The sequence below is a fragment of the Paenibacillus periandrae genome (assembly GCF_022458865.1).
In the GTDB taxonomy this organism is placed as follows: domain Bacteria; phylum Bacillota; class Bacilli; order Paenibacillales; family NBRC-103111; genus Paenibacillus_S; species Paenibacillus_S periandrae.
This window is the reverse complement of record NZ_JAJNMU010000002.1, coordinates 247,033-260,968: the sequence shown is the minus strand read 5'-3', so window position 1 is coordinate 260,968 and position 13,936 is coordinate 247,033. Positions and strand designations below refer to the sequence as shown.

13 protein-coding genes are annotated in these 13,936 nt (G+C 46.1%); 10 read left to right on the top strand and 3 right to left on the bottom strand.

The features are described from left to right. Positions 1-18: 18 nt before the first annotated feature. On the top strand, positions 19-759 hold the full coding sequence (locus LRL21_RS03750) for a class I SAM-dependent methyltransferase (protein ID WP_240414419.1): 741 nt from the start codon (positions 19-21) through the stop codon (positions 757-759). 6 nt (positions 760-765) lie between these two features. Beyond that, on the top strand, positions 766-1,746 hold the full coding sequence (locus LRL21_RS03745; RefSeq protein ID WP_240414418.1) for an MBL fold metallo-hydrolase: 981 nt from the start codon (positions 766-768) through the stop codon (positions 1,744-1,746). Between the two features lie 121 nt (positions 1,747-1,867). Here LRL21_RS03745 and LRL21_RS03740 read toward each other — a convergent pair whose 3' ends face one another. Continuing rightward, positions 1,868-2,404, bottom strand: coding sequence for a phosphatidylglycerophosphatase A family protein (locus LRL21_RS03740; RefSeq protein ID WP_240414417.1), 537 nt, complete (start codon positions 2,402-2,404; stop codon positions 1,868-1,870). A gap of 39 nt (positions 2,405-2,443) precedes the next feature. Then, a complete protein-coding gene (locus LRL21_RS03735; RefSeq protein ID WP_240414415.1) occupies positions 2,444-3,328 on the bottom strand; it encodes a sensor domain-containing protein in 885 nt (294 codons plus the stop codon). Between the two features lie 241 nt (positions 3,329-3,569). Here LRL21_RS03735 and LRL21_RS03730 point away from each other — a divergent pair, with 241 nt between their 5' ends. The 3 genes from LRL21_RS03730 to LRL21_RS03720 all read left to right on the top strand — a co-directional run bounded on the left by LRL21_RS03730 (position 3,570) and on the right by LRL21_RS03720 (position 6,129). Beyond that, positions 3,570-4,622 carry a GerMN domain-containing protein gene (locus LRL21_RS03730; protein ID WP_240414414.1) on the top strand — a complete coding sequence of 351 codons (1,053 nt, stop codon included), beginning with the start codon at positions 3,570-3,572 and terminating at the stop codon, positions 4,620-4,622. Positions 4,623-4,736: 114 nt separating this feature from the next. Next, the gene (rph, locus tag LRL21_RS03725) at positions 4,737-5,504 is read left to right on the top strand and encodes a ribonuclease PH (protein WP_240414413.1); all 768 of its coding nucleotides are present in this window, start codon (positions 4,737-4,739) and stop codon (positions 5,502-5,504) included. Beyond that, positions 5,482-6,129, top strand: a complete 648-nt coding sequence (locus LRL21_RS03720) for an XTP/dITP diphosphatase (RefSeq protein ID WP_240414412.1) — start codon at positions 5,482-5,484, stop codon at positions 6,127-6,129. Before rph ends, LRL21_RS03720 begins: the two co-directional genes overlap by 23 nt. 106 nt (positions 6,130-6,235) lie before the next feature. On the opposite strand, the gene asnB is transcribed toward LRL21_RS03720, so the two are convergent. Further along, on the bottom strand, positions 6,236-8,080 hold the full coding sequence (asnB, locus tag LRL21_RS03715; RefSeq protein ID WP_240414411.1) for an asparagine synthase (glutamine-hydrolyzing): 1,845 nt from the start codon (positions 8,078-8,080) through the stop codon (positions 6,236-6,238). Positions 8,081-8,403: 323 nt separating this feature from the next. Between asnB and LRL21_RS03710 the strand changes: the two genes are divergently transcribed. The 5 genes from LRL21_RS03710 (at position 8,404) to clpX (ending at position 13,855) form a co-directional block, all read left to right on the top strand. Continuing rightward, the gene (locus LRL21_RS03710) at positions 8,404-8,748 is read left to right on the top strand and encodes a hypothetical protein (RefSeq protein ID WP_076231446.1); all 345 of its coding nucleotides are present in this window, start codon (positions 8,404-8,406) and stop codon (positions 8,746-8,748) included. Between the two features lie 257 nt (positions 8,749-9,005). Beyond that, positions 9,006-9,917, top strand: coding sequence for a hypothetical protein (locus LRL21_RS03705; RefSeq protein ID WP_240414410.1), 912 nt, complete (start codon positions 9,006-9,008; stop codon positions 9,915-9,917). A 134-nt stretch (positions 9,918-10,051) separates the two neighbouring features. After that, the gene (gene tig / locus LRL21_RS03700; RefSeq protein ID WP_240414409.1) at positions 10,052-11,335 is read left to right on the top strand and encodes a trigger factor; all 1,284 of its coding nucleotides are present in this window, start codon (positions 10,052-10,054) and stop codon (positions 11,333-11,335) included. A gap of 640 nt (positions 11,336-11,975) precedes the next feature. Next, on the top strand, positions 11,976-12,569 hold the full coding sequence (gene clpP, locus LRL21_RS03695) for an ATP-dependent Clp endopeptidase proteolytic subunit ClpP (protein WP_076231454.1): 594 nt from the start codon (positions 11,976-11,978) through the stop codon (positions 12,567-12,569). An 11-nt stretch (positions 12,570-12,580) separates the two neighbouring features. After that, positions 12,581-13,855 carry an ATP-dependent protease ATP-binding subunit ClpX gene (clpX, locus tag LRL21_RS03690; protein ID WP_240414408.1) on the top strand — a complete coding sequence of 425 codons (1,275 nt, stop codon included), beginning with the start codon at positions 12,581-12,583 and terminating at the stop codon, positions 13,853-13,855. The last annotated feature ends 81 nt before the right edge of the window (positions 13,856-13,936 follow it).

Sequence of the window (13,936 nt, the reverse complement as noted above, 5' to 3'; positions counted from 1 at the left end):
CAGCAAAGGAGAATATACATGTCAGATTGGTATAAAAAAAGCTTTGGAGATGACTATTTACTTGTGTATAAGCATCGTGATATGCAGGGTGCCTATAATGAGGTGAAGGGAATGATCGAATGGCTTAAGCTTGATCAAGGCGCTGAAGTACTCGATTTATGCTGTGGAATGGGCAGACATTCGATGGCCCTGACTGATTTTGGCTATAAGGTTACGGGGATTGATTTGTCTGGCGTTCTGCTAAAGGAAGCTGTTCGGTTGGATAGGGAGCAGAAGGTCCAATGGATTCAAGGGGATATGCGCGATGTGCAGATCAACCAGCAATTCGATGCTGTCGTTAATTTATTTACTTCATTCGGTTATTTTGAAGAGGATGCCGAGAATGAGAAGGTGCTGCAAGAGATTTATCGTCTTCTGAAACCGTCGGGTCAAGGTCAGTTTATTATCGACTTTTTGAACCCGGAGTTTGTGGAACGGAACCTTGTCCCTTTTTCAAAACGAACAGAAGGAAACAGCACGATAGAAGAAACTCGAAAGATCGAGGATGGGTTCGTTCGTAAAACCATCGTTGTGAGTGAGCCGGGGGCTCGGGATCGCTCTTATCTGGAGCAGGTTAAGCTGTATCATCAGGAAGCCTTCCTAACCATGTTGGATCGTGTTGGGCTTGAGGTCTTGAATGTGTATGGAGCTTATGATGCTTCTCCTTACGAAAAGACTGAATCAAAGCGCATGATATTTGTAGGACGGCGGAAAGGATAGGAACACATGGGCGTTATCACATTACATAATGAAGCGATACACCAAATCAAAATTCCGCTGCCTTTCCCGCTTCGGTGGGTGAACAGCTATCTTATACGCGGCAAGGATGGATTTACGCTGATCGACCCCGGCCTTCATACAGAAGCTTCTGAGCAATGCTGGGAGCAGGTGCTGCAGGAGCTTGGGATTCATTATCGCGATATCGAGCAAATTGTGCTGACTCATCACCACCCGGACCACTATGGGCTGACAGGATGGTTTCAGGAGCGTTCTGCTGCGCCAGTTCGCATGTCTTCAATCGGTTATGAGCAGGTACAGCTGCTGTGGGGAGAAGGGCAGCCAATGACCAACTCGCTGCTGACTTTGTTCAAGGCTCATGGGCTGCCTGCCGAGCTTCTGCAGCCTATGCAAGCACATATGGATGAATTTGTTGCTATGGTATCGCCGCAGCCGCAGGTTACGACGATCCCTATTGGAGAGCTGATTCGGCTCGGAGACCATGACTATGAGACGATACATACGCCAGGTCATGCAGCAGGTCATGTATGCTTCTACCGAGAGGAAACGAAGGAGATGCTGTGCGGGGACCATGTGATTCCACAAATATCTCCGAATATCAGCTATTTGCCTGGAGGGATCGATGAGAACCCGCTGGGGAGTTTTTTGCAGAGTCTTCACCATATGAGCAGCTACGACGTTGCTTGGGCTTATCCTGGGCATCGTGAGCCGTTTCAGACGTTTTCCCGCAGGACACTGGAACTGATAGATCATCACGAAGCAAGACTTGCAACGATGCGACAAGCTTTAATAGCTGAGCCTCGGACTACGTATGAGGTTTGCCGGGAAGCCTTTGGTGAGAGACTTACGCTTCATCAGTTGCGTTTTGCCTTGTCTGAAACGTTGGCGCATCTGATTTATTTACTGGATCAGGGAGCCTTGAAACGTTCAGAGCAGGAAGGTATCGTTCATTTTCAAGCGATTTCATAGCTCAACTCAAAAAACACAGGAAGCATCTTCCCCAGCGGGAGGCGCGTCCTGTGTTTTTTGGGTTCCTATTACGAAAGTGAGCAAGCAGCTCAATACCATGAGTTTAAATCCCAAATATCAATTAATTTCCAGCTTGCTGATCGATTTCCTTCTCAGCCTGTTTGCGATGGGCTATTCGACTGCTGGCGGCAGAGGCAATAGCACCTACGATATCATCGAGAAATGTATGCTTGTGTTCACCATGCTTATCGTTAAGCATCTTGAGAATACCAGGCTTAAGCTTATCGATGTATCCAAAATTTGTTAACCCGATACTGCCATATACATTCACAATGGAAAGGGCCAGAATTTCATCGCATCCATAAAGCCCTTCATCGTTCTCGATCATCTCCTGTAAAGGAGGCAAGAGCTTGCCTTCCTCGGCGAGCATGTCTAACTGAATACCAGTCAGGATCGCATTTTGAACCTCACGTTTTTCGATGACGGCATTTACGCTTTCGATGCATTGCTCCATCGTCAAGGTCGGATAGTAATCCTTTTGCAGAAAATAAGTTAGCTCTGCCATATCTGTCACTTGTACGCCTCTTTGGATCAACCAGCTTTTGGCCGCATTGGCCACACTGGCTGAATTTAAGTTATAGGGAACGGGTGTGGTCATCGGGATCTCTCCTATTCTTATGTGCGTAATGAACATCTTTTATAGCTTAATATCGTTTTTACCGCTTTTTTTGGCTTGATACATGGCGGCATCCGCCATATCGAGCAGCTCGCTGCCATCACTACCATCATGTGGATAATAAGCGGCTCCCATACTACAGGTAATAAAAATATCATGGTGTTGAATGACAAAACGGCTGCTAATCGCATCCAGCACTCTTTCGGAGACCTTCACGATATCCTCTTTTTGTTCAAACTGCTGCAGCAAAATGACGAATTCGTCTCCACCCAAACGACAAACCGTATCGGGGTCCCGAACACAGTGGGATAAACGGGCTGCTACCATTTTGAGCAGATCATCACCAACCGCATGGCCGTAATGATCATTAATCAGCTTGAAATCATCCAAATCCAAGTAGAGCAGGGCCATCTTGCGTTGATACCTTTTGGCAGCCAACAGTGACTGGTAATAACGATCCTGAAACAGTCTGCGATTAGGCAGTGTGGTCAAGGAATCATAATAGGCCATCTGGGTAAGGTTTTCTTCAATGCTCTTGTGACCGCTAATATCTCGTGTGATGAATCCGACACCGATCAGGTTGTGTTCGATTTGAATGAGTGAACCCTTGCTTTCCAGCCATATCACGGAACCGTTCGATTGCACATATCGATACTGGACATGTAAAGGGACCTGCTCATGAATCAGCTGCTCAACGGCTTGTTGAAATCGTATGAGATCGTCTTCATATATATGACTGTAGCAGGGCTGTCCAAGCAGGTCCTCCGGAGAGCGTTTAAGTAAGGCTGAGCAGGATGGAGAAATATAGGCGAGATTATAATCAAGTGTAATGCCTTGTATCAGGTCGGTGCTTTGATCAAATAACTGACGGAAAAACACGTCATGTCCAGAAGGGCTCGGCTGCATCGTCATCACCTCGTTAGTATGGGAGAGACTCATACTCTTATTACTTTGGAACTACGAATGATTTGTACCCATAGATCCATATAATCATAACCTATTATAAAAATAATCAATACATAAAATCAATACAATACTCGGTTCGGTCTTATAATTCACAAAACAGGTTGTCATAAAAGAAGGCTGTCCTTCGTATAGTGGGAATAAGAGAATTGGACAAACAATTTTATTCGTAGGAGGAACTATCATGAAACAATATCCATGGATTCGATTGGCAGCTGTGACGAGCGTAATTGTACTGCTGACATCGGGCTGTTCCCTGCTGGGTACGAAGGAACAATCGCAGCCGATTGACCCTCCACCAACGGGTGTCGAACCTGCTGCAGCACCTACGGTAACCCAACCGGTCAGCAGCAAACCTGCCCAGAACCTTGCGGCAATCACCGTTTATGCCAAGGATGACAAAGGTTTTATCGCTCCTATTGCCTTGCAGGTAGAAAAGTCGGTTGAGGTGGCCAAAACCGCATTGGAATCGATGGTTGAGGGAAGCGCAGCCTCCAAAAACATGCCTTCCGGTTTTATAGGAATTTTACCTAAGGGCACAACAGTCAAAGGCATCAATATTGTGAAGGACCAGAAGCTTGCGGTTGTCGATTTGTCCAAAGCCTTCACGGATTATAATCTGCAAGACGAAAGAAAAATATTAGAAGCCATCGTATGGACGCTAACCGGATTTCCTTCTGTTGAGAAAGTGCAGCTGCGTGTCGAGGGGAAAGCGTTAAAGGAAATGCCACAAGGCGGCACTCCGCTCGACGAGCCGCTTACGAGAGCGTTTGGCATTAATCTGGAGAAGCAAGACGGTGTGGAGTATGGTCAGTCTACACCGGTCACCCTATATTTTCTGGGGCAAAATAAAGATCTGTACAGCTATTACGTTCCTGTTACACGAATGATTAAACGTACTGATAATATTGCGCAGTCTGTCATCGAGCAGCTTATTGTTGGGCCTGATCAGAAGAAAGGGCTCTCTGCCGTTATGACGCCTGGATCAGAGCTCAAGCATATTCAAAAGGCCGGTGATTTGATCACGGTTGATTTTTCAGATAAGGTACTGGGTCCAGATAAAAAAGCTCCTGGCAATGCGATGAGGGCGGTTGTATTATCGTTAACAGAAAATGCAGGAGCCGCAACCAAGGTGCAAATCACAGTTAATGGAGATGCCAAGGTCAGCACTACTGATAATCAAAGCTACAGCAAGCCTGTCAGCAGACCTTCGGAGGTCAATCCATCCAAAATATGAGGAAGCAAGCCATAAGGGAGCTCAGGCTCCCTTATTTTGTTGGAACTGCCTGTTGGACTCTGTTACAATGGGTAAGGTTAATTAGGGTCATTTTAAGGAGGAACCAAGTTCACAATGAGAAGCGACGGCAGACAGCATAACCAAACTAGAGTTACTGCGATAACTACGCATTATAATAAGCATGCCGAAGGATCGGTATTTATCGAGGTCGGGGAGACCAAGGTCATTTGTACCGCAACGATTGAAGAAAGAGTTCCGCCCTTCATGAAAGGACAAGGTAAAGGCTGGATTACGGCGGAATATTCGATGCTTCCAAGGGCAACCCAGGTTCGTAACCAGCGGGAATCGGCTAAAGGCAAGCTTGGTGGACGCACAATGGAAATTCAACGCCTGATCGGGCGTGCGCTTCGGTCTGTGGTTAGTCTGGAGGCGCTTGGAGAGCGTTCGGTTACACTGGATTGTGATGTGATTCAAGCGGACGGAGGTACGCGTACCACCTCAATAACCGGAGCGTTTATCGCTATGGCTTTTGCAATCGATAAGCTCGCCAAGGATCGTAATCTCAAAACCTATCCGATCAGGGACTTTCTGGGCGCTGTCAGTGTTGGAGTCGTGAACGGAAATTCCTGCCTCGATCTGAACTATGAAGAGGATTCCAAAGCCAAGGTCGATATGAATGTGGTGATGACCGGAGATGGCAAGTTTGTAGAGGTACAGGGAACCGGTGAAGAATCACCATTTTCCCGGGACGAGCTTAATGAGCTGCTGGAGCTCGCAGAGTCGGGAATTCAGGAAATGATTCTTGCTCAGGAAGAGGCACTCGGACCGGAGATTTCAGCCCGAATCAGGAGGATTTCCCATGCAACGGCTGCTCGGAACTGAGATTATAGTCGCCACCAGCAATGAAGGCAAAGTGAAAGAATTTGCAGCGATGTTTGCAGACGAGCATATCGCTATCAAAAGCCTGCGCGATTTCAGCGGTCTGCCTGAGATCGTTGAGGACGGAGCTACATTTGCCGATAATGCCTATATTAAAGCCCGTACAATAGCCTTGTCATTGGGCGTTCCGGTCGTTGCTGATGATTCAGGGCTGTGTGTGGATGTGTTGAATGGTGAGCCCGGTGTCTATTCGGCACGTTATGCTGGCGAGGGAGCGACGGACGAACAGAATAACAGCAAGCTGCTGCAAGCCTTGCTGGCACAATCTGTATCGGCCTCGATTACTGCTCACAGCCCCGAATATTTAAGTCATGCAAGATTTGTATGCGCGTTATGTCTGGTGGATGCGACTGGACATATCATCGCACAGGCGCAAGGTGAATGTGAAGGCCAAATCATAAGTGCTCCTCGAGGGAACCATGGTTTTGGTTATGATCCGCTGTTCTACATACCGGAGTACGGTCTAACGATGGCTGAGCTGTCCAGTGAGCAAAAAAACAAAATCAGCCACCGCGGCCATGCGCTTCAATCCCTAAAGCAAGCGATTGATCGAAGTCTTGAGCAGTAAACCTCAATTCAGATGAATTGATTATAATAAAATGAAGGGGCAGCAGCCGAAGTAACCCGGCAGCTGCCCTGTTTTTCTATTTCTCGCCATTGCACTCCACGTTTTTTTATCGAACCGATACCTTGTAGTGCCTTAGCCAAGTATCTGCCTGTGCCAAATAGGCAAATAGCTGCGGACCTGTCATCAGCTGCCCAAACCACGGCAGATTGAACTGGTTGGCATCTCCTTCGGCCAAAGCGCGAATTTTATCGACATCGATAAAGGCGAGCAGTGGAGAGCTCGAGTCATTCAGAATGTCGAGTACCCAAGTACGCACAGCCTCCAGATAGCTCGGATTGTGTGTCTTGGGATAAGGGCTTTTTTTACGTGTCAAGACGTCCTCCGGCAGGACGCCACGCAGCGCTCTGCGCAGTATACCTTTTTCTCGGTCGCCGGCCGATTTCATTTCCCATGGAATATTCCATACGTATTCGACAATTCGATGGTCGCAAAAAGGTACCCGCACTTCCAGCCCTACAGCCATGCTCATTCGATCCTTGCGATCGAGTAAGGTCGGCATAAAGCGGGTTATATTTAAATAAGACATTTCGCGCATCCGGTTCTGATCATGATTTTCCCCGGATAGCCGCGGTACCTCCGAAAGTGCTTGCCGGTACCGCTCCTGCACATACTGCTCAGGCTTTACCCAGTCCAGAAAGTCGGCCGATAGCAAATTGACCCGATCCTTGGTAGCGAGGGACCAGGGGAACGTATTGGCTTTCAGTGTTTCTTCCTTATGAAACCATGGATAACCGCCAAAGATTTCATCGGCCGCTTCTCCAGAGATGGCCACGGTAGCTGCCTTTTTAATTTCACGGCAAAACAAATATAAAGAGCCGTCTACGTCGGCCATACCGGGTAAATCACGAGCAAAAACGGCGGTTTTTAGCGATTCCACCAGCTCAGGCGTATCGAATTCAAGATAATGATGCTCACTGCCGAGAAACTCCGTCATTCGATTAATCCATGGCGCATCAGAGTTGGGTTGGAATGCATTCGATTTGAAGTATTTGGCATTATCCACATAATCGATCGAAAACGTATGGAGCTGCCCCAAGTTATTCTCTTTGTTATAGTTAGCTGCAAACGCGCTTAGAGCGCTTGAATCGAGTCCACCGGACAATAATGTGCAGATGGGGACGTCGGAGGCCATTTGGCGTTGTACGGTGTCCTGCAGCAATTCATGAATCCGCTGTGCAGTCGTATCGATATCGTCCTCATGCGGCTTGCTTTCCAGCTTCCAGTAGGGACGTATGCTTATGCCATTACGATCCATATTCAACCAATGACCTGGCTTCAGCTCCGACATATTTCTGTATATACCGTGGCCAGGAGTACGTGCTGGACCTACAGCGAAGATCTCGGCAAGACCTTCTCCACTGATTTGCGCAGGAAAATCGGGATGGGCCAATATCGATTTGGGCTCGGAGCCAAACAGCAGTCGACCATCCGTATAAGAATAAAATAACGGCTTAACACCCAGCCGATCACGGACGAGAAATAACGATTGGTCTAGTGAATTCCAAACGCCAAAAGCATATATTCCGTTCAATCGATCAACGCAGGAGCGACCCCATTCAATGTACGAGACGAGCAGCACCTCTGTATCGCAGGTCGTATGAAAAATATGACCGCGAAGCTCAAGCTCTTTTTTTAACTCAGGAGCATTATATAATTCTCCATTGTACACAATAGTAAACACGTTTTCTCCATAATGGCGCACCATCGGTTGAGCCCCATTGGCTGGGTCCATAACGCTAAGACGTCTGTGCCCGAGCGCACAATGCTGGGTGATCCAGGTGCCGGAAGCATCGGGTCCCCGATTTAGCAGTGTATACGTCATTTGCTCCAAAACGGACGGATACTGCGTTAAATCTTTTTGCCAGTCAATCCATCCTGTAATTCCGCACATAGCCTTCATCCTCTCTTAGATTGTTTGTGTTGGCGAATGACCAGCCATTCGGCAGCGACAGCAGATGATAAAGGTTATGCGGTATAAAATCAGAAAATGTCTGTCCTTGCAAGAGGAAAAGATAGACAAAAAACAAAATACCGTTTAAACTATGCGTTAGTGCTTTATTATTGGTTTCGTTCCGCATGAATAGAACGAGAGAAATTATCCCACTCTAACCGTATGACGGATAGTACAAATTACACAGGTTTTCAGTTCATGCTCCGACTTGCACATGCTCACCGGGTGAACTGATTCGATCAAGAATGATGAGGTGGTTACTTATGAGGAAAACAAAATTCTCCAAGGCACAAAGCGAATATAAAGAGGCCAAAGAACGCTTTGAGAAAGCGAATGAGGCATTTCAAAATAAGCTGGCAGTTGTCAAAGTCCTTGGTGTGGTTAATCAAGAGAAAATTGAAGAGCTCATTGAAGAGACAAGCCTTCATACCGCTTTGAATGATTTGGGAGCAGCTGAAAAACTGTTGCTGGAATGGTCACATGAAGCGATTCAATCGGAAAAAGATTATTTGCAAAATAAGGAAACCATAGACAAAATGTATGCTTTTATCGATCGCGATCCGGATATTAAAGCTAAATTGATTCAAGCAGCGATGAAAATTGTATAGAGCAGCACCTTGACAGCGGGGGAATTCCTTCCGTTGTTTTTTGTTATTTCCAAGTGTCGAATATTCAATTGATGCCAGGAGGGGTAATAACAAGAAACTGCGAGGAGGTGTCAGCCGTTCAAATTTGTAAAATCATCATAGACATGAAATTATGAAGTACATAATGAGGCATACTTATTAATAACAGATTTTGCATTCCATCGGCCAATCGGTTAAACTGCTCTCAACATTAAAGCCGAGGAGGAGGTGATGGGCTTTTGTCCGAGAAGCCGAACGAGAATGTCATTCTTTTTCCTAAAACCGTCGAGTTTTACCAATTCGAGCTTACCCGCATGCTGGAGACTGAGCGCTATGGCGAGGCCATTCAACAGCTGCGCTTTTTACTGACCTGTCATCATCAGGATACAAGGATTGAAGAAGAATGGCAGGCGCTTTTGGAGTGGCTGCAGACGATGTTTCCGGAAGAAAACTTTGCTACCGTGGAAGAAGAGGACGATCTGACTGAAGCGGATCTGCTCAGGCAGCATTTGTCCATTAAAGCGAAGACGGACAGTGGTTACGCAGAGAAGCTGCTTGATATGCTTCAGCAGCCGCAATCGTTAGAAAACCAGCTATTGGCGTTGGATCAACTGGCCTTCATCGACCATCCCGCCATTGATACCAGGATTGGAGAATGGCTGACGGCTCATGAACAGCATCCTTTAATTCAATACAAAGGCCTGCAAACCCTTAAGCTTCGTGGCGTTACAGGACCTCTTACGCTGGACAAGCACGGAGAGAAGATCGTTGTGGATGTGGAAGATACCCCCAAAAGCTTTGAAGATTTTCCATCACCCATAAATGAGATTATGGAACGTTTTCAGGAAATGAGCCAGATCAGCCAGCCAGCATTGTTTTATTATGCTCAAGAGACCTGGAATGAATTTCTTGCCTATATTTATGGAACGGCTTCCTATAATCAGATTCTTCGTCAGGATCGGGACGGTGTTGATGTGTGGGCGGCCGCGCTGCATTTTGTATTGCTTGATAGGGTGTTTAACAGCGGCACAAAGGACGAAGTGCTAGAGCTTTACGGGATCACGAACGATCTGATGTTTCAATGGGAGCAGTCTTATCGGATCATTCTCCAATTTGCTGCAGAGTTTTTTTCACAAAGGCCTGTTAAATGATTTTATGGACTTTGCTTGAAAAAAGAAAAGTATATGTTATAATAGAATGGTTATATTGCCGGAACAGCATTTCGTGTTTACCTTAAAGGAAACATCGATTTGTAATGGATAATTTTTGGAGGGGAAAGCATAAAATGAAAGCAAGCTGGGAAAAAATAGAGAAGAACGTAGGCGTTCTTGATGTTGAGGTTGAAGTAGATCAAGTGGCTGCGGCTCTCGACAAAGCATTCAAAAAAGTAGTTCAAAAAGTAAATGTACCGGGCTTCCGTAAAGGGAAAGTGCCACGCTCGATTTTTGAAGCGAAATTCGGCGTTGAAAGCTTGTACCAGGACGCATTGGATATCGTTGTTCCCGAGGCTTATGTGGAAGCGGTTGAAGAAACTGGGATTCACCCGGTCGATCGTCCAGAGGTTGATGTTGAACAATTTGCTAAAGGCCAAAACCTGAAATTCAAAGCAAAGGTTATTGTAAAGCCTGAAGTAGAATTGGGCGAATACAAAGGTCTGGAGCTTGAAGTTAGCGAAGCTGAAGTTACAGAAGAAGAAATTACAGCTGAATTGGACAAACTGCAAAAGCGCCACGCTGAACTGGTTCCTCTTGAAGAAGGTCCAGCTGAAAATGGCGACGTAGTTTCCATTGACTTCGAAGGCTTTGTTGATGGCGTAGCATTTGAAGGCGGAAAAGCCGAGAAGTATTCCCTTGAATTGGGAAGCGGCAGCTTTATTCCAGGCTTTGAAGAGCAAGTTGTAGGATTGAACAAAGGTGAGTTGAAGGATATTACTGTAACTTTCCCTGAAAACTACCAATCCGAAGATTTGCAAGGTAAGGAAGCGATCTTCAAGATCGAATTGCATGACATCAAACGCAAAAATCTTCCTGTTCTGGATGATGAGTTTGCTAAGGATATCAGTGAGTTTGAAACATTGGAAGAGTTCAAATCCGATCTTAAAAACAATCTGACTGTTCGTAAAGCAGCTGAAATCGAGCGCAAAAAAGAAGCAGATGTTGTGGAAAAAGCGGCTGAGGCAGCGCAAATCGACATTCCTCCTGTGATGATCGACAACGAAACCACGCAAATGGTTAAAGAGTTCGAAAATCGTCTTCGCACACAAGGTATGAATATCGAAATGTACTACCAGTTTACAGGTCAAAACGATGAGGCTCTGAGAGGCCAAATGCGTGATGACGCTGAAAAACGCGTTCGCAACAACCTGGTTCTGGAAGCTATTGCCAAAGCAGAAGGTTTGGATGTTTCGGAAGCTGAAGTCCAAGCTGAATTGAGCAACCTTGCTCCTTCATACCAACGTTCTCCTGAAGAGCTTCATGCGATTCTGAGTGCGAACGGAAACCTTGAAGATCTTAAACATGATTTGCTTGTTAGAAAAACAGTTACTTTCCTTGTTGAAAACAGCAAATAACTATAGCAGTCAGGCACGTATAACTATGCGTGCCTTTCTTTATAGGTATTGAATCCACTTATAGTGGAATCTCATGCATTTCTGCTTTTAAAAATGTTAACTACATAAGGTCATGGCCGAATATGGTAGAATTACCCGCGTTCGTCTAACATAGGCGTCCCTTAGCAGGGACGCCTATGTTAGAAATGTAATACATAGAACACCTTAACCAATCAAACATAATTGCAACAAAGAATCACTAAGTAGCAAAGTAGCAGTAAAGAAGTAAAGTAGCATAACCCCGTGCGCTCAAAGTAAAGCTTGTCCCGAAGGGGCCAAAGCGACCCGAGAACACAACAGTCGTCTCAATGCACCAACGCACAACAATTCAAGCGTGTTCCGTAGGAACGAAAGCGGCCCGAGAACACAACAGTATCTCAACGCATCAACGCACACCAATCCAGCGTGTTCCGCAGGAACGAAAGCGACCCGAGAACACAACCCGTATCTCCCCCGTTAAGGGAGTCCAGAGGGCAGCGCCCTTTGGAGCCCTCCCTGTAGGGAGGGTTTGGGAGGGTACTGTGTGTATCGATTGGTGTAATGTTTTCTTTTCTGATACAATAAAAAATGAACCACATTTTGAAGTAAAGGGGTTGGAACAATGGGTCTGATACCTATGGTTGTCGAGCAGGAAGGACGCGGAGAACGCTCGTATGATATTTATTCCCGCCTATTAAAGGACCGGATCATCTTTATCGGTAGCGGCATTGACGATGATGTTGCCAACCTCGTTATTGCTCAGCTGCTATTCTTATCTGCGAGTGATGCGGAGAAGGATATTCATTTGTACATCAATTCTCCTGGCGGTTCGGTTACTGCCGGATTGGGTATATATGATACGATGCAGTTTATTAAGCCGGATGTTTCAACGATTTGTGTCGGCATGGCAGCCAGCATGGGATCTCTGTTATTAACAGCAGGCGCACCAGGCAAACGTTTTGCACTGCCTAATAGTGAGGTCATGATTCACCAGCCACTGGGTGGTGTCAGAGGCCAGGCTTCAGACATTAAGATTCATGCGGATTGGATTATCAAAACCAAGCAGAAGCTGAATCAGATATATGTAGACCGGACAGGGCAGCCATATGAAAAAATTGAGCGCGATACCGACCGTGATAACTTCATGAGTGCAGAGGAAGCCAAGAACTATGGGCTCATTGATGCGGTCATCACTCGTAGCGAATTGAATGGATAAGGAGTGATCCCATGTTTAAATTTAACGATGAAAAAGGCCAACTCAAATGCTCATTCTGCGGCAAATCGCAGGAACAAGTACGCAAGCTGGTAGCTGGGCCGGGAGTTTATATATGCGATGAATGTATTGAGCTTTGCACAGAAATCGTTGAGGAAGAATTGGGTCACGAAGAAGAGCTTGATCTGAAGGATGTACCAAAGCCAAAGGAAATTCGTAATATTTTGGATCAATACGTTATTGGTCAGGAACAAGCTAAGAAATCGTTGTCTGTAGCGGTTTATAATCACTACAAGCGAATCAATTCACAGCAAAGCAAATCAGAAGAGGTTGAATTGCAAAAGAGCAATATCGTTCTTCTGGGACCAACAGGAAGCGGTAAAACGCTGCTTGCTCAAACTTTAGCCAAAATTTTGAACGTGCCTTTTGCCATTGCGGATGCTACTTCTTTGACTGAAGCTGGTTATGTTGGCGAAGACGTTGAAAATATTTTGTTAAAGCTGATCCAGGCTGCTGATTATGATGTGGAAAAAGCAGAGCGCGGCATCATCTATATCGATGAAATTGATAAGGTAGCACGTAAATCGGAAAACCCATCCATTACACGAGATGTATCCGGTGAAGGTGTGCAACAGGCTTTGTTGAAAATCCTGGAAGGTACAGTAGCTTCGGTTCCACCGCAAGGCGGACGTAAGCATCCACATCAGGAATTCATTCAGATCGATACAACCAACATTTTATTTATTTGCGGTGGTGCCTTCGACGGTTTGGAGCAAATCATCAAACGCAGACTCGGCAAAAAAGTAATCGGTTTTGGTACTGATGGCGTGAAGGTTGATTTGAAGCCGGGCGAGTACCTGTCCATGGTGCTGCCGGAGGATTTGCTTCGTTTCGGTTTGATTCCCGAATTCGTTGGACGGCTTCCGGTTATCTCAACTTTGGAGCCGCTTGATGAGCCGGCACTTGTTCGCATCCTGACGGAGCCTAAAAATGCGCTTGTTAAGCAGTATCAAAAGCTGCTTGAAATGGACAGCGTGAATTTGGAGTTCAATGCGGAAGCGCTCGAGGAAATTGCTCGTGAAGCGATCAAACGGAATACAGGTGCCCGTGGCTTAAGAGCCATTATCGAAAGCATCATGCTTGAAGTGATGTATGAAGCTCCTTCTCATACAGAAAACTCCAGCTGCGTAGTGACGAAGGAAGCTGTACAATCCAAGGTTGCTCCCGAAATTACTGCTGGAAGCAAAGATGGCAAAGCATCGTTGAAGAAAAAAGAAGAGAGCGCCTAAGCTTGAGTATATACTAACCATAGCAGCCTCCAATCCATTTACTGGCCGATCCGGCTTGAATCGGAGCGGAGGATGTTTGGT

Bases quoted from the DNA above. Each gene is read 5' to 3' on its own strand.
- LRL21_RS03710 (WP_076231446.1), top strand. From the start codon at position 8,404: ATGAGGAAAACAAAATTCTCCAAGGCACAAAGCGAATATAAAGAGGCC.
- LRL21_RS03745 (WP_240414418.1), top strand. From the start codon at position 766: ATGGGCGTTATCACATTACATAATGAAGCGATACACCAAATCAAAATT.
- LRL21_RS03730 (WP_240414414.1), top strand. From the start codon at position 3,570: ATGAAACAATATCCATGGATTCGATTGGCAGCTGTGACGAGCGTAATT.
- clpP (WP_076231454.1), top strand. From the start codon at position 11,976: ATGGGTCTGATACCTATGGTTGTCGAGCAGGAAGGACGCGGAGAACGC.
- LRL21_RS03735 (WP_240414415.1), bottom strand. From the start codon at position 3,328: ATGCAGCCGAGCCCTTCTGGACATGACGTGTTTTTCCGTCAGTTATTT.
- tig (WP_240414409.1), top strand. From the start codon at position 10,052: ATGAAAGCAAGCTGGGAAAAAATAGAGAAGAACGTAGGCGTTCTTGAT.
- asnB (WP_240414411.1), bottom strand. From the start codon at position 8,080: ATGTGCGGAATTACAGGATGGATTGACTGGCAAAAAGATTTAACGCAG.
- clpX (WP_240414408.1), top strand. From the start codon at position 12,581: ATGTTTAAATTTAACGATGAAAAAGGCCAACTCAAATGCTCATTCTGC.
- LRL21_RS03720 (WP_240414412.1), top strand. From the start codon at position 5,482: ATGCAACGGCTGCTCGGAACTGAGATTATAGTCGCCACCAGCAATGAA.
- LRL21_RS03740 (WP_240414417.1), bottom strand. From the start codon at position 2,404: ATGACCACACCCGTTCCCTATAACTTAAATTCAGCCAGTGTGGCCAAT.
- rph (WP_240414413.1), top strand. From the start codon at position 4,737: ATGAGAAGCGACGGCAGACAGCATAACCAAACTAGAGTTACTGCGATA.
- LRL21_RS03750 (WP_240414419.1), top strand. From the start codon at position 19: ATGTCAGATTGGTATAAAAAAAGCTTTGGAGATGACTATTTACTTGTG.